This window comes from Janthinobacterium sp. GW822-FHT07H10, from assembly GCF_058798675.1.
The window spans coordinates 827,151-845,770 of record NZ_JBXAKS010000001.1; the positions used below are offsets into that span (position 1 = coordinate 827,151).

Consider the following 18,620-nt stretch of genomic DNA (forward strand, 5'->3'; position numbering starts at 1 on the left):
ATTGTGGCGGATCACGCCAGGCAGGGGGGCGGATGGCGCGGCGCGTGCCGCCGCCATCCGCCTGGAACGGCGTGTCAGGCCTGGGCCGCGCGCGCCTTGGTCGGCGGCGTCGCCATCACCTGGCTCTTATAGGCCCAGACGAGCAGCGCGATGGCGCCGACGATCATCGGCAGCGACAGCATCTGGCCCGAGGTGATCGGCACGCCCAGCCACACGACTTCCCAGTCCGGCGTGCGGAAGTACTCGGTGAAGAAGCGCGCGCAGCCGTACAGCAGGGTGAACATGGCGCCCACGGCCATGCGCGGATGCTGCTTGCGCGCGTACAGCCACAGGATGATGAACACCAGGATGCCGTCGACCAGCATCTGGTAGATCGGCGACGGGTGCACGGGATACGGAATGCCCGGCCATTGCATGGCCCACGGCAGGGTGTCCGGCGCGATGCGGCCCGGCAATTCGGCATTGATGAAGTTACCGAGGCGGCCGGCCGCGTAGCCGAGCGGCACCAGCGGGGCGATGAAGTCGAGCACGTCGAACAGGTTGCGGCCCGCCTTGCGGCTCCACAGGTACATGGCGACGATGACGCCGAGGAAGCCGCCATGGAAGGACATGCCGCCATGCCAGACCATGAAGATTTCGAGCGGATTGTGCATGAAGTATGCGGGGCGGTAGAACAGCACTTCGCCCAGGCGGCCGCCGATCACCACGCCCAGCATGCCGTAGAACAGCATGTCGTCGAGGTCTTCCTTCTTCCAGCCCAGCGCGGCGATATGCGGCTGCTTGATGCGCACCCGGCCCAGGATGATGAACAGGGCGAAGGCCAGCACATACATCAGGCCGTACCAGTGCACGGCCAGCGGGCCGATCTGGATGGCAATCGGATTGGGCATCGGGTGTATCAGCATGGGGTTTCTTTCTTTGTTTAAAGCGAAGGTTGCGTAGTATGGCCCTGCGGCAGCTTTTTTGCCTTAGCGGCCACTTAATTTATTGACCGCCAGCGGCAATTTGCATGCACAGCAGGGCCAGGAAGCCTTGCAGCACGGCGGACGGATTGTCGCGGCGCCAGGCCAGGCCCGTTTCCACCAGCGGCGTGGCGTCCTGCAGCGGCCTGTATTCTACGCCGGGGCGCATCAGGTTCGAGACCGATTGTGGCACAAGCGCGATGCCCATGCCAGCCGAAACGAGGCTGACGATGGTTTGCATCTGGATCGCTTCCTGGCCGATCTGCGGCGTGATGCCGGCGGCGCGGAAGACGCCCAGTATCGCGTCGTGCAGGGCCGGTGAGATCGCGCGCGGGAAGATGATCAGCGGCAGCGGCGGCACGTCCTGCAGGCGCACGGGGCCCGGCGTGGCCCATATGGCGAGGCCGGATGGCGCGGCCAGCACCAGCGGCTCGGCCAGCACGGGCAGGTAGTCGAGCGCCGCCTTCGCCTTCTCGGGCAGGGGCGGGATCAGGAGGCCGGCATCCGTGCGCCCGGCCAGCAATTCGTCGAGCTGCAGGTCGGAGGTGGCTTCCTGCAAGGCGATCTGCACTTGCGGATAGGCCGCCTGGTAGGCGCGCAGCAGGGGCGGCAGCACGCTGTAGTCGGCCGACGAGACGAAGGCCAGGCTCAGGCGGCCCGCCTCGCCCTGCGCGGCCCGCCGCACCAGCGCCGGCAAGTCCTGCGCCTGGGCCAGCAGGCGGCGCGCCTCGGGCAGCAGGGCCGTGCCGGCCGGCGTCAGCTGCACTTCGCGCCGGGTGCGCACGAACAGGGGCGCGCCCAGCAAGTCTTCCAGGGCCATGATGGTTTGCGACAGGGGCGGCTGCGTCATGTGCAGGCGCGCGGCGGCGCGGCCGAAATGCAATTCCTCGGCGACGGTGACAAAGTAGCGCAACTGGCGCAGCTCAAGATTCATATGCGTTTCCATGCGGATTGAATGTTGTGATATGTAATATGACTCACAGACACGTGCATCATATATTTGACAGTGGCGCGCGCGCAAGGCAATCTGGCGTACCCCCACTGCGCGCAGGGTCTTGGCCCTTGCCGGCCCGCCGCCGCAGTCAGGCACTCACATTTTTGGAAGGACCCCATCATGCCGCAATACCGCTCCCGCACCACCACCCACGGCCGCAACATGGCTGGCGCCCGCGCCCTGTGGCGCGCCACCGGCATGAAGGACGGCGACTTCGACAAGCCGATCATCGCCGTCGTCAACTCGTTTACCCAGTTCGTGCCCGGTCACGTGCACCTGAAGGACCTGGGACAGATGGTGGCGCGCGAGATCGAGGCGGCCGGCGGCGTGGCCAAGGAATTCAACACCATCGCCGTCGATGACGGCATCGCCATGGGCCACGGCGGCATGCTGTATTCGCTGCCTTCGCGCGACCTGATCGCCGACTCCGTCGAATACATGGTCAACGCCCACTGCGCCGACGCCATGGTGTGCATCTCGAACTGCGACAAGATCACGCCGGGCATGCTAATGGCGGCCATGCGCATCAACATCCCGGTCGTCTTCATTTCCGGCGGCCCGATGGAAGCGGGCAAGGTCGTCAAGGTGGTCAACGGCACGCAGAAGATCATCAAGCTGGACCTGGTCGACGCCATGATCAAGGCGGGCGACAGCACCGTCTCCGACGCCGACGTGGCCGAGATCGAGCGTTCGGCCTGCCCGACCTGCGGTTCGTGCTCCGGCATGTTCACGGCCAACTCGATGAACTGTCTGACCGAGGCGCTGGGCCTGGCCCTGCCCGGCAACGGCACGATCCTGGCCACGCACTCGGACCGCCAGCAGCTGTTCCTGCGCGCCGGCCGTCTGATCGTGGAACTGGCCAAGCGCCACTACGAGCAGGACGATTATTCCGTGCTGCCACGCTCGATCGCCACCAAGGCCGCTTTTGAAAACGCGATGGCGCTCGACGTCTCCATGGGCGGCTCGACCAATACCGTGCTGCACCTGCTGGCCGCCGCGCATGAGGCGGAAGTGGAGTTCACGATGGCCGACATCGACCGCATCTCGCGCAAGGTACCGTGCCTGTGCAAGGTGGCGCCGATGACGGACAAATACCATATCGAGGACGTGCACCGCGCCGGCGGCATCGTGGGGATTCTGGGCGAGCTGGCGCGCGCCGGCCTGCTCAACACCACTCTGCCGACGATCCACGCGCCGACACTGGCCGACGCCATCGCGCAAAACGACATCATGTGCACGGACAATCCGGCCGTGCATGAACTGTTCCGCGCCGCGCCGGGCGGCGTGCCGACGCAGACGGCGTTTTCGCAGTCCGAGCGCTTCGCCGCCGTCGATACGGATCGTTCCACCGGCTGCATCCGCGACAAGGCCCACGCGTATTCGCAGGATGGCGGCCTGGCCGTGTTGTACGGCAACCTGGCCGAGAAGGGCTGCATCGTCAAGACGGCCGGCGTCGATGAAAGCATCCTGAAATTCTCGGGCAAGGCGCGCGTGTTCGAAAGCCAGGATGCGGCCGTGGCAGCGATCCTGGAAGACACCGTGCATGAGGGCGACGTCGTCATCATCCGCTACGAAGGCCCGAAAGGCGGCCCCGGCATGCAGGAAATGCTGTACCCGACGTCGTACATCAAGTCCAAGGGCCTGGGCAAGGCGTGCGCGCTGTTCACGGACGGGCGCTTCTCGGGCGGTTCCTCGGGCCTGGTGATCGGCCACGCGTCGCCGGAAGCGGCCGAAGGGGGCGCCATCGGCCTGGTGGAAGAGGGCGACTTCATCGACATCGACATTCCCGAGCGCAGCATCAACCTGCGCGTCACGGATGCGCAGCTGGCCGCGCGCCGCGCCGCCATGGAAGCGAAGGGCGATGCGGCCTGGCTGCCCGTCAACCGCGACCGCTATGTCTCGCAGGCGCTGCAAGCCTATGCGGCACTGACGACATCGGCCGACCGCGGCGCCGTGCGCGATCTGTCGCAGTTGAAGAAGCGTTAATTTGTTGTGCCAGTACGACGGCCGGCCCCGATCCACCGCGCGGGGCCGGCTGCCGTTACATCGCCTTACAAACAACATGGCCATAGGCGTGCAGATGGGGCAGAATGTGAGTGCCTCCCGACTGCATTGCGTTACTACATTGAAACGCTTGATCTGGGCTCGTGGTGCATCTGCGGAAACACAGTAAAATGCCGCAGGAAGTAACTTTGGAGAAAAGACAATGAAACGTTTTATGTTGGTGAGTGTATTGGCCGTCTCGGCCCTGGCATCGCAAGCAGCGTTGGCCAATCCGGACCTGGCGAAAGCCAAGAATTGCATGGCGTGCCACGCCGTGAGCACGAAACTGGTGGGTCCCGCGTTCAAGGACGTGGCTGCCAAGTACGCCGGTCAGAAAGACGCGGAAGCCAAGCTCGTGGCGAAAGTCATGAAGGGCGGTTCCGGCACCTGGGGCGCGATCCCGATGCCAGCCAACCCGCAAGTGAGCGATGCGGAAGCCCACACCCTGATCAAATGGGTGCTGGCGCAGAAATAATCTGTGCCGCTCTACCCGATATCAGCGCGCCGGCAATCCCGGCGCGTTTTTTTTGCCTGCCGCCTTCAAGTTGCCCATGCCTTCCAGCGTCGCCCTGACCGCCTCGGCCAGAGGCGTATGCGCTTCCTGGCCCAGCACGGCCAGCAGGCGCGCATTGTCCATCTGCAGCGGCGTTTGCCATAAATAGCGCATCTCGCGCATTTCGCGCAGGGTCGCCACGAATGGCGATGCCAGGGCCACCAGCCACCAGGGAAAACGCCGGATGGCGGGCGCAGCTCCCGTCGCCTGCTCCACCACGCGGGCAATCGCCGCCGTCATTTGCCGGCCATCGTGGTCCCGGTGTCCGGCCATGTGAAAGCGCGCAAACGCGGGCAGGGTGTCGCGCATGGCCAGCAGCTGCAGCATCGTGCGCGCCACGTCGGGCAGATAGGACCACTGGTGGCCGATGCCCGGCGCGCCCGGATACAGCACCGTGCGCGCGGGCTGGCCCGGTTTCACGAGGCCTTGCGAAAACCAGTTGTTGCCGGCGCGGGGGCCGAAAAAGTCGCCCGCGCGCACGATCAGCACGCGCGCGCCCTGCGTGCTGGCTGCCTCCAGCCGCGCCTCCAGTTCCACGCGGATGGCGCCCTTGCGCGTGCGCGGGTGCTGCGGCGCGTCTTCCGCCAGTAATTCCCCCGTTGCGGGAAAGGCATCGGGGCCAAAGTTATACACGGTGCCGGGCAATACGATGGTGGCGTTTTCGGCAATCGCCGCGGCGATCGTGTTGTCGAGCATGGGCAGTACCAGCTGGCCCCAGTGCCGGTAGCCGGGCGGATTGACGGCATGCACGATGACGGCGCAGCCTTTCGCTGCCGCCAGCACGTCCGCGCGCGACAGGGCGTCGCCGCGCAGCCATTCGATGGCGTCGCCGCGTGGCGACGGTGTTTCTCTCCGCGTCAGGGCGCGCACCTGCCAGCCTGCGCCCAGCAGCTGGCGCACCATCTCGCCGCCGATGCCGCCCGTGGCGCCCAGTACCAATGCCGTCTTGTCCATGCTGTCCTCCGTGTGGTTGATGGCGTCAGTATCTGCCGCGCGGGGCTAATTGGGAATTGACGAACATCGCTGACAGGCTATACATTTATGTATGACAGAACTTCATCCATGAATCCGGCGATCGCCTGGGAATACTACCGCTCGCTACTGGCCGTGCTCAGCCATGGTTCGCTGTCGGGTGCCGCGCGGGCGCTGGCCATCACGCAGCCCACGGTCGGCCGGCATATCGGCGCGCTCGAGCAGGCGCTGGGCGTGACCCTGTTCACCCGTTCCCAGACAGGCTTGCTGCCCACGGAAGTGGCGCTGGCCCTGCGCCCGCATGCGGAAGCGATGGCGCAGACGGCCGCCCTGATGGAGCGCGCCGCCAGCAGCCAGGGGCAGGGCGTGGCCGGCGTCGTGCGCATCTCGGCCAGCGAGGTGGTGGGCGTGGAAGTCTTGCCGCCGATACTGGCCCGCTTGCGCGAGCGCCATCCAGGCCTGACCGTGGAACTGGTGGTGAGTAACAAGGTGCAGGATTTGCTGCGCCGCGAGGCCGATATCGCCGTGCGCATGGTGCGGCCGCGCCAGGAACAGCTGCTGGCGCGCAAGGTGGGCGATATCGAACTGGGCTTGCATGCGCACGCGGACTACCTGGCGCGCCGCGGCGCGCCGCTGGACCTGGCTGACCTGGCGCGCCATGCCGTCATCGGCTACGACGAGGCAAGCCCTTTCGTGCGCAATGCGGGCGCCGTGTTCAAGGATTTTTCACGCGAGCATTTTGCCTGGCGCTGCGACAGCGACCTGGCGCAACTGGCCCTGATACGCGCGGGCGCCGGCATCGGCGTGTGCCAGACGGGGCTGGCGGCGCGCGATCCCGCCTTGCGGCGCGTGTTGCCGCAGGCGTTTGCGCTGCCGATGGAGACGTGGGTGACCATGCATGAAGACTTGCGCGGCAGCCTGCGCTGCCGCGCCACCTTCGACGCGCTGGTCGAAGGCTTGCTCGCTTACGTGGTGGAACAGCCGCTTACTTGACCACTTCCATCTTGGTTTTCTTGCCATCGCGATATGTAAACAAGGTCAGCGCGCCATCCTTGATGTCACCGTTGGCGTCAAACGCAATCGGCCCCGTCACGCCCTGGTACTTGACCTTGGCCAGGAAGGGCAGATAGACGGACGGTTTCGACGACTTCGCGTCGGCCATGGCGGTCGCCATGGTCATCACGGCATCGTACACATACGGCGCGTACAGCTGCACTTCCATATTGTATTTCTGCTTGTAGCGGGCGCGGAAATCGTCCATGCCTTTTTGCTGCTCGCCCGTCACGCCGCCCGCTTCCGCGCAGGTGACCATGTTTTCGCCGACGGCGTCGCCCGCCAGTTTGCCCAGCGGCTCCGTGCACAGGCCGTCGCCGCCCATGAACTTGGCCTTGATGCCCAGCGCCTTCATCTGGCGCAGCATGGGGCCGCCCACGGAATCCATGCCGCCGAAGAAGATCAGGTCCGGGTTCTTGGATTTGATGCTGGTGAGAATGGCGTTGAAGTCGGTCGCATTGGCATTGGTAAACTCCTTGCCGACGATTTGCACGCCGGGCAAGGCTTTCTTCGCCCCTTTGACGAACTGTTCCGCCACGCCCTGGCCGTAGGCCGTGCGGTCGTCGATGACGGCGATTTTCTTTGCTTGCAGCTTGCCCACGGCATACGCGCCCAGGGTGCCGCCCAGCTTGTTGTCATTGGCGACCACGCGGAAGGCCGTATTGAACTTTTGCTGCGTGTAGGTGGGGTTGGTGGCGGCCGGCGAAATCTGCGGAATGCCGGCATTGAAGTAAATGCGCGAGGCGGGTATCGTCGTGCCGGAATTCAGGTGGCCGACCACGCCGTTGACCTTGGCGTCGACCAGCTTTTGCGCCACGGCCGTGCCCTGCTTCGGATCGGCTGCGTCATCTTCGGGAACCAACACGAACTTGACGGCTTTGCCGTCGATCTTGAAGCCTTTGGCGTTCAAGTCCTCGATGGCCATCTTGGCCGCGTTTTCATTATCCTTGCCCAGGTGGGAGCTGGCGCCAGAGACCGGGGCGACGTGGCCTATCTTGATGATTTCCTGCGCGCCCGCATGGCCGGCACAGGCAAGGGCGACGGCGAGTGGAAGGACTTTGGTCTTGAGCAGCATAAACATTCTCCAATGGATAAAGATACGGCGGCGTCTCGTGAAAACCGCTTCGATGGCGGTACGTGTGAAGAAAGGTACAACAAAAAACAGGCCGCGCAAAGCCGCTTTTCGGGCTTTTTACATTTTGTCGTAACAATCACCAAAGTGAGGCGCGATGCACCGATTTCGCTGGCGCGAGCGCACCAAAGAGTGGCGTTGGAAGGAAGATGGGTGTAGGAGAAGGCGGCCCCCAAAGGCCCGGAAACTGGCCATGCCTGACAAAAACGCCGCGAGCGGACGGAAGGGGGCAAGAAGCGCAACCGTACGCAAGGACGGGGCGCCGCGCCGGCGAGCATCGCCGGCCGGCTATGCCGGCGCGCCGCAGGTCTTGGGGGTAGTCCTAGGGCGCAGGTGGGTGCAGATGTCCCAGCTCATGGCTGACGGCATGCGCCACGATCTGTTCCAGCGATTGCTGCAAGTCTTCGCGCAGGGCGCCGCGCATGCCGATCAGGGCATTTTGCAGCGCAGTCTGCAAGACGTGGGCGATGCGCTCTTCGAGCAGATGATCGATCTTGCCCTGGACTTGATGCAAGATACGCTGCGTTAGGCGCTGTTCGATGGCGTCCCAGTCGGGCTGCGCCAGGCTGGGCGGCAACGCCGGTGGCGCTTCCGCGACGACGGCCACAGCCGGCGCCGGCGCTGCTGGCGGTGGCGGCGCCGGCACTTCCGGCCCCAGCAGCACTTCCGTCAGCAGGGGGATGCCCTGGTCGAATGGCGGCCGGTTCATGTCTTGCCCGCCACGAAGTGCGTCGGTTGCACGTCTTGCTGGCGATAGTGGAGGAAGCGCTGGCGGCCCGCCTGCGCATCCTGTTCGTCGGAAGACACGATCTCGAAGACGCGCTGGAACTGCGCATAGTTGGCGGGCGGCAGCTGCGACAGGTTGACGAGGATGTCGTGATGCGGCAGCTCGGCCGCCTCGTCATCGGTCAGGATGATGGGTGTCTGCGGCGCCAGCGGATCGCCGGCTAGCACGTGGGGCAGGAAATCCGTGGCGGAAAACGTCCACATGGCCGTGTTCAAGGCGTCGAGCTGGGCGCCATCGGCCGCCAGCACGACCACCTTGTTGCCGGCCATATAGGCCTTGCGCGCCAGGCGGCAGGCATAGGCCAGCTTGTCCGGCACGTTGCTGTGAAAATCGACGCGGCTCATGGCGTGGCTCAGGCTGCCATGCCGCTGTGGCGCAGCAGGGCGTCGATCGAAGGTTCGCGGCCGCGGAAGGCCGTGAACGATGCCAGCGCCGGGCGCGAGCCGCCGACGGCCAGGATTTCCTGCTGGAAGCGCTTGCCCGTTTCCGCAGAAACCACGCCGCCCGTCAGGGCCGCCGCCTCCTCGAAGGCCGCATAGGCGTCGGCGGACAGCACTTCCGCCCATTTGTAGCTGTAGTAGCCTGCCGCATAGCCGCCGGCGAAGATGTGGCCGAACGCGTTCTGGAAGCGGTTGTAGGCGGGCGGGATCAGCACGGCGAACTTGCGGCGCACCGTGTCGATCACGTCTTGCACGCTTTGCGTGCCGAACGGGTTGTAATCGTAGTGCAAGTGCATATCGTGCAGCGAGAATTCCACGTGGCGCAGGGTCTGCATGCCGGACTGGAAGTTTTTCGCCGCCAGCATCTTGTCGTACAGGGCGCGCGGCAACGGCGCGCCCGTCGTCACATGGGCAGTCATGTGCTGCAGCACATCCCATTCCCAGCAGAAGTTTTCCATGAATTGCGACGGCAGTTCCACGGCATCCCATTCCACCCCGGCAATGCCTGACACGCTGATCTCATCCACCTGCGTCAGCATGTGGTGCAAGCCGTGGCCGAATTCGTGGAAGAGGGTGATGACTTCATCGTGCGTAAACAGCGATGGCTGCAGTTGGCCGTCGATCAAGGCCGGTTCCGTGAAGTTGCAGGTCAGATAAGCGACGGGTGTTTGCAGCTTGCCGTTGTGCATGCGGCGTCCGCGCGCGTCGTCCATCCATGCGCCGCCGCCCTTGCCGGCGCGCGCATACAGGTCCAGGTAGAACTGGCCCACCAGTTCGCCGTCGCGTTCGATGCGGTAGAAGCGCACGGACGGGTGCCAGGTGCTGGCCGTGTCCGGCACGATATGCACGGAGAACAAGGTCTGCACGAGGCGGAACAGGCCATCGACGACCTGGTGTTCCGGGAAATACTGTTTTACTTCCTGTGCCGAGAACGCATAGCGGCGCTCCTGCAGCTTTTCCGAGGCGTAAGGTACGTCCCACGCTTCCAGGGTATCGAGGCCCAGCTCGTCTTTCGCGAACGTGCGCAGCTCGGCCAGGTCCTGTTCCGCGTAGGGACGCGCGCGGCGGGCCAGGTCTTCCAGGAAGGCAATGACCTGTTCCGGGCTCTGCGCCATCTTCGGCACCAGCGACACTTCGGCGAAGTTTTTATAGCCGAGCATCTTGGCTTCTTCGTCGCGCAACTTCAGCAAAGTGACGATATTCTGTCCATTATCCCATTCGTCTTTCCGGCTGAAGCCATCACCGAGTTCCGATGCCTTGGTGACGTTGGCGCGGTAGATCGTTTCGCGCAGGCTGCGCCGGTCGGCAAATTGCAGGATCGGGTAGAACGAGGGGAAGTGCAGGGTGAACTGGTAGCCGTCCTTGCCATCCTTCGCGGCGGCCGTGCGGGCCGCCTGCTTCACGTCGTCGGGCACACCGGCCAGTTCCAGCTCGTCGCTTACCAGCAGCTTGTAGTCATTGGTGGCGTCGAGGACGTTTTCGGAAAAGCGCGTGGAAACGGCGGCGTGCTCTTCCTGGATGGCGCCGAAGCGCTCTTTTTTCTCTTCCGGCAACTCGGCGCCGCCCAGGCGGAAGCCGCGGATCGCGTGTTCGACGATGGTCTTGCGTGCCGGCGACAGGGTCGCGAATTCGGCGCTGTCCTGCAATTGCTTGAATTTGGCGAACAGCGCCTCGTTCTGGCCCAGTTCGGTCCAGAATTCCGTCACCTTCGGCTGGCTTTCATTGAAGGCGGCGCGCAATTCGGGCGTATCTACAACATTGCTCAGGTGGCTGACGATGCCCCAGGCGCGGCCCAGGGTTTCGCTGATCTCATCTTGCGGTGCAACAAAACTATCCCAGCTGACGGCCGTCTCCGGTGCCGCCAAGTGCGCCACGGTGGCGCGCGCCTTGGCCAGCAGGGTGTCGATGGCCGGTGCAACGTGCTCGGCGGTAATCGCATCGAAGCGTGGCAGTCCGGAGAAGTCCAGCAAGGGGTTGTCGGTTGTCATCAGCTAATCCTGTATATATATCTTCAGGCGGCAACGCCGCCTGGATTCTAGAGCGCCTGAAAAATGTTCAGGCCATGCGCGGCGCCGAAAGCAGTACGAATAGTACGGCGAGGCACGGCAACACGGCCATGGACATTTTCCCGGGTGCGCCTCTTTAAATGCGTTCCGCCGCTTCGACCGTATTCATCAGCAACATCGTGATCGTCATCGGACCCACGCCACCCGGCACGGGCGTGATGTGCGAGGCGACTTCCTTGATGCCGGCAAAATCCACGTCGCCGCACAGCTTGCCGTCATCGTCGCGGTTCATGCCCACGTCGATGACGATGGCGCCCGGCTTGACCATGTCGGCCGTCAGCGTATTGCGGCGGCCGACGGCGGCCACGACGACGTCCGCCTGGCGCGTGTACAGGCCCAGGTTCGGCGTCGCACTATGGCAGATGGTGACGGTAGCGTTCGCTTGCAAGAGCAGCAGGGCCATCGGCTTGCCGACGGTGTTGCTGCGGCCGATGACGACGGCGTGCTTGCCGCGCAAGTCCACGCCCGTGCTTTCGATCAGTTTCATGCAGCCGTACGGCGTGCAGGGGCGGAAGCCGGGCAAGCCCGTCATCAGTTCGCCGGCGCTGAGGACGGAATAGCCGTCCACGTCCTTCGTGGTGGCGATCGCTTCGATGACCTTGTGCGGGTTGATGTGCTTGGGCAAGGGCATTTGCACGAGGATGCCATGGATGGCTGGGTCGGCGTTCAGGCTGGCGATGCGTGCCAGCAAGTCCGCTTCGGACAGGTCCGCTTCATATTTCTCCAGCACCGAGTGGAAACCCACGTCGCCGCATGCCTTGACCTTGTTGCGGACATACACCTGGCTGGCCGGGTCTTCGCCGACGAGGATCACGGCCAGACCGGGCTGGGTGCCCTTGGCGGTGAGGGCGGCGGCGCGCGTGGCGATCTCGCTGCGCAGTTTTTGGGAGAGGGCGATTCCGTCGATCAGTTGTGCTGGCATGGTAGGGAGGCTGAGAGCTGGTGGGAGGGAAAAGACAGATTATAAAGCCGCCGGCTGCCGGCCGGCGTTTTTGCCGTCGCTTTACTGCTTTGTTTACCGCTTTCATCACATTCATTTCTGCCCGGAATTTGCGGCAGTGCAGCATAAAATTCATAGGGTGATTTCATGATGTGGAATGCTATATCGTAATTTGAAAAATACTAAATACGCTGTTAGAATCCCCACACTAATCCAACTTAATAGTAAATAATCAGCGAAATACCGTCCGACAGCGATCCGGAAAATCGGGGTGGGGCGATCACAAAGGAGACTCAACAGATGTCAGCTCAACTGAACCAGGTAACGACACAGATCGGCACCGACCCGGATATGCAGGAAACCAAGGAGTGGCTGGACGCGCTCGAAGCAGTGCTGGAAAATGAAGGTCCGGAACGCGCGCATTACCTGATGGAACGCCTGGTCGACCTGGCCCGCCGCCGCGGCGCCCAGATCCCGTTCTCCAGCACCACCGCCTACGTCAATACCATTCCCACCAAACAAGAAGCACACTGTCCCGGCAACCTCGAATACGAAGAGCGCCTGCGCTCGTGGATGCGCTGGAACGCCATGGCCATGGTGGTCAAGGCCAACCGCGCCGACGGCGACCTCGGCGGCCACCTGTCCTCGTTCGCTTCGCTGGCGAACATGCTGGGCATCGGCTTCAACCACTTCTGGCACGCGCCAACGGCCGACCACGGCGGCGACCTGCTGTACATCCAGGGCCACTCCTCGCCCGGCGTGTATGCGCGCGCCTTCCTCGAAGGCCGCCTGACGGAAGAGCAAATGCTGAACTTCCGCAAGGAAGTCGACGGCAAGGGCCTGTCCTCGTACCCGCATCCGAAACTGATGCCTGACTTCTGGCAGTTCCCGACCGTGTCGATGGGCCTGGGCCCGCACATGGCGATCTACCAGGCACGCTTCCTGAAATACCTGCACGCACGCGGCATCGCCAAGACCGACAACCGCAAGGTCTGGGCCTTCTGCGGCGACGGCGAGATGGACGAGCCGGAATCGCTGGGGGCGATCGGCCTGGCCGCGCGCGACATGCTCGACAACCTCGTCATCGTGGTCAACTGCAACCTGCAGCGCCTGGACGGCCCTGTGCGCGGCAACACCAAGATCATCCAGGAACTGGAAGGTGAATTCCGCGGCGCCGGCTGGAACGTCGTCAAGGTCATCTGGGGTCCGGGCTGGGACGCCCTGCTGGCGCAAGACAAGGAAGGCATCCTGCAGCGCGTGATGATGGAAACCGTCGACGGCGAGTACCAGAACTACAAGGCGAAAGATGGCGCCTACGTGCGCAAGCACTTCTTCGGCAAGCATCCGAAGCTGCTGGAAATGGTTGCCAACATGACGGACGACGACATCTGGCGCCTGACCCGTGGCGGCCACGATCCGCACAAGATCTACGCGGCGTTCAAGATCGCCCAGGAACACAAGGGCCAGCCGACCGTCCTGCTGGTGAAAACCATCAAGGGCTACGGCATGGGCAAGTCCGGCGAAGCGCGCAACACGGCGCACCAGACGAAAAAACTGGACGACGAAGCCATCCGCGAAATGCGCGACCGCTTCTCGCTGCCGATCCCGGACGACAAGCTGGCCGAGATCCCGTTCTTCAAGCCGGCCGACGATGCGCCGGAAATGGTCTACCTGCACGAGCGCCGCAAGGCCCTGGGTGGCTACTTGCCGCAGCGCCGCCAGAAAGCGGAAGAAACCCTGCCGGTGCCTGGCCTGGACGCGTTCAAGAACGTGCTGGAAGCAACGCCTGAAGGCCGTGAAATCTCGACCACGCAAGCATTCGTGCGCGTCATCTCGACCCTGCTGAAAGACCCGAACCTGGGCCAGCGCGTCGTGCCTATCCTGGTCGATGAGTCGCGTACCTTCGGCATGGAAGGCCTGTTCCGCCAGATCGGCATCTACAATCCGAAAGGCCAGTTGTACGAGCCGGTCGACAAGGACCAGGTCATGTACTACCGCGAAGACAAGGCTGGCCAGATCCTGCAAGAGGGCATCAACGAAGCGGGCGGCATGAGCTCGTGGATCGCCGCGGCGACGTCGTATTCGACCAACGACCGCATCATGATCCCGTTCTACACCTTCTACTCGATGTTCGGCTTCCAGCGCATCGGCGACCAGGTGTGGGCTTCGGCCGACATGCGCGCCCGTGGCTTCCTGATGGGCGGCACGGCCGGCCGCACGACGCTGAACGGCGAAGGCTTGCAGCACGAAGATGGCCACAGCCATATCTTCGCCGCGACCATCCCGACCTGCATGCCGTACGATCCGACCTTCAGCCATGAAGTCGCCGTCATCATCCAGGACGGCCTGCGCCGCATGATCGCCAACCAGGAAGATGTGTTCTACTACATCACGATCATGAACGAGAACTACGCCCAGCCAGGCATCAAGCCAGGCCAGGAAGAAGGCATCCTGAAAGGCATGTACAAGCTGCAGGAAGGCGACAAGTCCGCCAAGCTGCGCGTACAGCTGATCGGTTGCGGCACCATCCTGCGCGAATCGATCTTCGCCGCCGAACTGCTTGCCAACGACTGGGGCGTGGCCGCGGACGTGTGGTCGGCGCCGTCGCTGACCCTGGTGGCCCGCGATGGCCAGGATGCGGAACGCTGGAACATGGTCAACCCGTCGAAAGAGCAGCGCGTGCCGTACGTGACGTCGCTGATGCAGGACACGGACGGCCCGATCGTCGCCACGACCGACTACATGCGCGCGTTTGCAGAACAGATCCGCGCCTTTATGCCGAAGGGCCGCACTTATAAAGTGTTGGGCACCGATGGCTTTGGCCGCTCGGACAGCCGCGCCAAACTGCGCGAGTTCTTCGAAGTGAACCGTTATTATGTCACCGTGGCCGCGCTCAAATCGCTGGCCGACGAAGGCAAGATCGACGTGTCGGTGGTGGAGCAGGCGATCGCCAAGTACGGCATCGACGCCAACAAACCGAATCCGGTGACCCAGTAATCGTTGTGCGGACCCGATGACGCCAGGGCGGTGCGAAAGTGCCGCCCTGGCGTGTGTGCGGGTCCATCTGACAAATAAAATAACGGAGCAAGCTATGAGCATTGTGGAAGTCAAAGTCCCGGATATCGGCGATTTCAAGGAAGTCGAGATCATTGAACTGATGGTCAAGCCAGGCGACACGGTCAAGGTCGACCAGTCCCTGATCACGGTCGAATCGGACAAGGCCAGCATGGAAATTCCATCGAGCCACGCCGGTGTCGTCAAGGAATTGAAAGTCAACGTGGGCGACAAGATCGCCGAAGGTTCGCTGGTCCTGCTGCTGGAAGTGGCGGACGACGCGTCGGCGCCAGCGCCTGCCGCCGCCGCCCCTGCACCCGCTGCCGCCGCTCCTGCGCCAGCCGCCGTCCCTGCGGCCGCGCCAGCGCCTGCCGCTTCCGGCGCGCCGGCCCTGGTGGAAGTGACCGTGCCCGATATCGGCGACTTCAAGGAAGTCGAAGTCATCGAACTGATGGTCAAGGTGGGCGACGCCATCAAGGTCGACCAGTCGCTGCTGACGGTCGAATCGGACAAGGCCAGCATGGAAATTCCATCGAGCCACGCCGGTATCGTCAAGGAATTGAAAGTCAAGGTCGGCGACAAGGTTGCCAAGGGTTCGCTGGTGCTGGTCGTTGAAACGACCGCTGGCGCCGCTCCTGCCGCCGCTGCACCAGCACCTGCCGCGCAAGCTGCCGCCGCACCGGCCGCCGCCGTCGCTTCGGCGCCTGCTCCGGCGCCTGCTGCTGCTCCAGCTGCCGCCGCCGCGCCTGCGGCCAACGGCAAGCTGGCGCACGCGTCGCCATCGATCCGCAAGTTCGCGCGCGAACTGGGCGTGGACCTGACCCGCGTGGGCGGTTCCGGTCCGAAGGGCCGCATCACCCAGGAAGACGTGCAGAACTTCGTCAAGGGCGTGATGTCTGGCGCCGTCGCCGCGCCAAATGCACCGGTTGCCAAGGCCGGTTCCGGCGTGGGCCTGGACTTGCTGCCATGGCCGTCGCTGGACTTCAGCAAGTTCGGTACGACCGAATTGCTGCCGCTGTCGCGCATCAAGAAAATCTCGGGCCCGAACCTGCACCGCAACTGGGTCATGATCCCGCACGTCACGCAGTTCGACGAAGCGGACGTGACGGACCTGGAAGCGTTCCGCGTCGACACCAACGCCGCCAATGCGAAAAACAAGGATGCGGCCAAGCTGACCATGCTGGCTTTCGTCATCAAGGCATCGGTTGCCGCGCTGAAGAAATTCCCCGCGTTTAACGCGTCCCTCGACGCCAAGGGCGAGAACCTGATCCTCAAGCAGTACTACAACATCGGCTTCGCGGCCGACACGCCGAACGGCCTGGTGGTGCCCGTGATCAAGGGCGCGGACCAGAAGTCGGTCTCGCAGATCGCCCGCGAAATGACGGAACTGTCGCTGCAGGCGCGCGAAGGCAAGCTGAAACCGGCCGACATGCAGGGCGCCAGCTTCACGATCTCGTCCCTGGGCGGCATCGGCGGCACGCACTTCACGCCTATCGTCAACGCGCCGGAAGTGGCCATCCTGGGCCTGTCGAAAGCCTCGATCAAGCCGGTATGGGATGGCAAGGCCTTCCAGCCTCGCCTGATGATGGGCACCTCGCTGTCCTACGACCACCGCGTGGTCGATGGCGCGATGGGCGCGCGATTCTCCGTGTACCTCGGCGAAGTCCTGGCCGACATGCGCAAAATTCTGCTGTAAGGAGCGATTGATGAGCACAGTAGAGGTAAAAGTACCGAATATCGGCGACTTCAAGGAAGTCGAAGTCATCGAACTGATGGTCAAGGTCGGCGACACCATCAAGGTGGACCAGTCCCTGATCACGGTCGAATCGGACAAGGCCAGCATGGAGATTCCGTCGACCCACGCAGGCGTCGTCAAGGAAGTCAAGGTCAAGGTCGGCGACAAGATCGCCGAAGGCAGCGCGCTGCTGGTGGTGGAAGCGACTGAAGGCGCGGCAGCTGCCGCGCCAGCGGCTGCACCTGCACCTGCGGCAGCTGCGGCTGCCCCGGCGGCGGCACCGGCAGCCGTTGCCGCCATCCCGGCCGGCAATTACAGCGGCCAGGTCGACATCGATGTCGACATGATGGTGCTGGGCGGCGGTCCTGGCGGCTACTCGGCAGCGTTCCGCGCGGCCGACCTGGGCATGTCGACGGTCATCGTCGAGCGCTACGCCACCCTGGGCGGCGTGTGCCTGAACGTGGGCTGCATCCCGTCGAAGGCGCTGCTGCACGTGGCGTCCGTCATCGACGAAACGGCGCACATGTCGAATACGGGCGTGACGTTCGCCAAGCCGACCATCGACATCGACCAGGTACGCAAGTACAAGGAAGGCGTGATCTCGAACATGACGGGCGGCCTGGCCGGCATGGCCAAGGCGCGCAAGACGCAAGTGGTGACGGGCGTGGGCCAGTTCCTCAGCGCCAACCACATCGAGGTGACGGCAGGCGACGGCACGAAGAAAGTCGTGCAGTTCAAGCAGGCCATCATCGCCGCCGGTTCCTCCGTGGTGAAACTGCCATTCGTGCCGGAAGACCCGCGCATCGTCGACTCGACCGGTGCGCTGGAATTGCGCCAGATCCCGAAACGCATGCTGGTCATCGGCGGCGGCATCATCGGCCTGGAAATGGCCACCGTGTATTCGACCTTCGGTGCACGCATCGACGTGGTCGAAATGATGGATGGCCTGATGCAGGGCGCCGACCGCGACGCCGTCAAGGTGTGGCAGAAGTTCAATGAAAAACGCTTCGACAACATCATGACCAAGACCAAGACAGTGGCCGTCGAGGCGCTGCCGGAAGGCATCAAGGTCACGTTCGAAGCGGCTGAAGCGGGCGCCACGGCGCCGGCGCCGCAGATCTACGACCTGGTGCTCGTCGCCGTGGGCCGCAGCCCGAACGGCAAGAAGATCGCCGCCGACAAGGCCGGCGTGACGGTTACCGAGCGTGGCTTCATCGAAGTCGACAGCCAGATGCGCACCAACGTGCCGAACATCTTCGCCATCGGCGACCTGGTGGGCCAGCCGATGCTGGCGCACAAGGCCGTGCATGAAGCCCACGTGGCCGCCGAAGCGGCTTCCGGCCAGAAGTCGCACTTCGACGTCAAGGTGATCCCGTCGGTCGCCTACACGGATCCGGAAGTGGCATGGGCCGGCATCACGGAAGACGAAGCGAAAGCCAAGGGCATCAAGGTCGAGAAGGGCCACTTCCCGTGGGCCGCATCGGGCCGCGCCGTGGCCAATGGCCGCGCCGAAGGCTTCACCAAGCTGCTGTTCGACGCCGAAACGCACCGCATCATCGGCGGCACCATCGTCGGCACGCATGCGGGCGACATGATCGGCGAAATCGCGCTGGCCATCGAAATGGGCTGCGACGGCACCGACATCGGCAAGACCATCCATCCTCACCCGACCCTGGGCGAGTCGATCGGCATGGCCGCAGAGGTGTATGAAGGCGTGTGCACGGACTTGCCGCCGCCGCGCAAGCGCTGATTGCTTGATGCTGCTATAAGCTGAAAAGCCCCGCAAGCGATTGCGGGGCTTTTTTATTGTGGTCCGCTGGCTGCCGACCCGATTCAGGGCGCGCCGACTTGCGCCATCGCGCAAGCGCTGACAGAAAATTAACTTTCAG

General features: G+C 63.9%; 16 protein-coding genes. 7 read left to right on the top strand and 9 right to left on the bottom strand.

Translation table 11 applies throughout. The features are described from left to right. Positions 1 to 74 precede the first annotated feature (74 nt). Complete coding sequence (gene lgt, locus AC1RDJ_RS03715; RefSeq protein ID WP_493026519.1) at positions 75 to 905, bottom strand: prolipoprotein diacylglyceryl transferase; 831 nt, start codon at positions 903 to 905, stop codon at positions 75 to 77. A gap of 79 nt (positions 906 to 984) precedes the next feature. Then, a complete protein-coding gene (locus AC1RDJ_RS03720; RefSeq protein ID WP_493026520.1) occupies positions 985 to 1,896 on the bottom strand; it encodes a LysR family transcriptional regulator in 912 nt (303 codons plus the stop codon). Positions 1,897 to 2,076: 180 nt separating this feature from the next. Between AC1RDJ_RS03720 and ilvD the strand changes: the two genes are divergently transcribed. Both ilvD and AC1RDJ_RS03730 read left to right on the top strand, forming a co-directional pair. Continuing rightward, positions 2,077 to 3,942, top strand: coding sequence for a dihydroxy-acid dehydratase (ilvD, locus tag AC1RDJ_RS03725; RefSeq protein ID WP_071322264.1), 1,866 nt, complete (start codon positions 2,077 to 2,079; stop codon positions 3,940 to 3,942). Positions 3,943 to 4,162: 220 nt separating this feature from the next. Further along, positions 4,163 to 4,474 (top strand): c-type cytochrome, encoded by a 312-nt coding sequence (locus AC1RDJ_RS03730; protein ID WP_071322265.1) that lies wholly within the window; start codon positions 4,163 to 4,165, stop codon positions 4,472 to 4,474. A gap of 21 nt (positions 4,475 to 4,495) precedes the next feature. On the opposite strand, the gene AC1RDJ_RS03735 is transcribed toward AC1RDJ_RS03730, so the two are convergent. Then, positions 4,496 to 5,506, bottom strand: a complete 1,011-nt coding sequence (locus tag AC1RDJ_RS03735; RefSeq protein ID WP_493026521.1) for an NAD-dependent epimerase/dehydratase family protein — start codon at positions 5,504 to 5,506, stop codon at positions 4,496 to 4,498. Positions 5,507 to 5,614: 108 nt separating this feature from the next. Between AC1RDJ_RS03735 and AC1RDJ_RS03740 the strand changes: the two genes are divergently transcribed. Further along, positions 5,615 to 6,517 carry a LysR family transcriptional regulator gene (locus AC1RDJ_RS03740; RefSeq protein ID WP_493026522.1) on the top strand — a complete coding sequence of 301 codons (903 nt, stop codon included), beginning with the start codon at positions 5,615 to 5,617 and terminating at the stop codon, positions 6,515 to 6,517. On the opposite strand, the gene AC1RDJ_RS03745 is transcribed toward AC1RDJ_RS03740, so the two are convergent. Further along, positions 6,510 to 7,652, bottom strand: a complete 1,143-nt coding sequence (locus tag AC1RDJ_RS03745; RefSeq protein WP_493026523.1) for a branched-chain amino acid ABC transporter substrate-binding protein — start codon at positions 7,650 to 7,652, stop codon at positions 6,510 to 6,512. The two genes, AC1RDJ_RS03740 and AC1RDJ_RS03745, sit on opposite strands and share 8 nt — an antisense overlap. Before the next feature lie 12 nt (positions 7,653 to 7,664). On the opposite strand from AC1RDJ_RS03745, the gene AC1RDJ_RS03750 reads away from it, so the two are divergent. After that, complete coding sequence (locus AC1RDJ_RS03750) at positions 7,665 to 7,868, top strand: hypothetical protein (RefSeq protein WP_156894683.1); 204 nt, start codon at positions 7,665 to 7,667, stop codon at positions 7,866 to 7,868. Between the two features lie 163 nt (positions 7,869 to 8,031). Here the strand turns inward: AC1RDJ_RS03750 and AC1RDJ_RS03755 are convergent, their stop codons facing one another. The 5 genes from AC1RDJ_RS03755 to AC1RDJ_RS03775 all read right to left on the bottom strand — a co-directional run bounded on the left by AC1RDJ_RS03755 (position 8,032) and on the right by AC1RDJ_RS03775 (position 12,091). Beyond that, entirely contained in the window at positions 8,032 to 8,418 is a 387-nt protein-coding gene (locus tag AC1RDJ_RS03755; protein ID WP_071322269.1) for a DUF2486 family protein, read from the bottom strand. Next, positions 8,415 to 8,840, bottom strand: a complete 426-nt coding sequence (locus tag AC1RDJ_RS03760) for a DNA polymerase III subunit chi (protein ID WP_071322270.1) — start codon at positions 8,838 to 8,840, stop codon at positions 8,415 to 8,417. The genes AC1RDJ_RS03755 and AC1RDJ_RS03760 overlap by 4 nt, the downstream gene beginning before the upstream one ends. Before the next feature lie 8 nt (positions 8,841 to 8,848). After that, complete coding sequence (locus AC1RDJ_RS03765; protein ID WP_289885175.1) at positions 8,849 to 10,924, bottom strand: M3 family metallopeptidase; 2,076 nt, start codon at positions 10,922 to 10,924, stop codon at positions 8,849 to 8,851. 154 nt (positions 10,925 to 11,078) lie between these two features. Then, positions 11,079 to 11,924 (bottom strand): bifunctional methylenetetrahydrofolate dehydrogenase/methenyltetrahydrofolate cyclohydrolase FolD, encoded by an 846-nt coding sequence (gene folD / locus AC1RDJ_RS03770; RefSeq protein ID WP_493026524.1) that lies wholly within the window; start codon positions 11,922 to 11,924, stop codon positions 11,079 to 11,081. Further along, positions 11,909 to 12,091 (bottom strand): hypothetical protein, encoded by a 183-nt coding sequence (locus tag AC1RDJ_RS03775; protein WP_493026525.1) that lies wholly within the window; start codon positions 12,089 to 12,091, stop codon positions 11,909 to 11,911. The genes folD and AC1RDJ_RS03775 overlap by 16 nt, the downstream gene beginning before the upstream one ends. Before the next feature lie 151 nt (positions 12,092 to 12,242). Here AC1RDJ_RS03775 and aceE point away from each other — a divergent pair, with 151 nt between their 5' ends. From aceE to lpdA, 3 genes are all read left to right on the top strand, one after another. Further along, complete coding sequence (aceE, locus tag AC1RDJ_RS03780; protein ID WP_071322273.1) at positions 12,243 to 14,939, top strand: pyruvate dehydrogenase (acetyl-transferring), homodimeric type; 2,697 nt, start codon at positions 12,243 to 12,245, stop codon at positions 14,937 to 14,939. 94 nt (positions 14,940 to 15,033) lie between these two features. Then, the gene (gene aceF, locus AC1RDJ_RS03785; protein WP_493026526.1) at positions 15,034 to 16,692 is read left to right on the top strand and encodes a dihydrolipoyllysine-residue acetyltransferase; all 1,659 of its coding nucleotides are present in this window, start codon (positions 15,034 to 15,036) and stop codon (positions 16,690 to 16,692) included. A 10-nt stretch (positions 16,693 to 16,702) separates the two neighbouring features. Beyond that, positions 16,703 to 18,481, top strand: a complete 1,779-nt coding sequence (gene lpdA, locus AC1RDJ_RS03790) for a dihydrolipoyl dehydrogenase (RefSeq protein WP_071322275.1) — start codon at positions 16,703 to 16,705, stop codon at positions 18,479 to 18,481. Positions 18,482 to 18,620 lie beyond the last annotated feature (139 nt).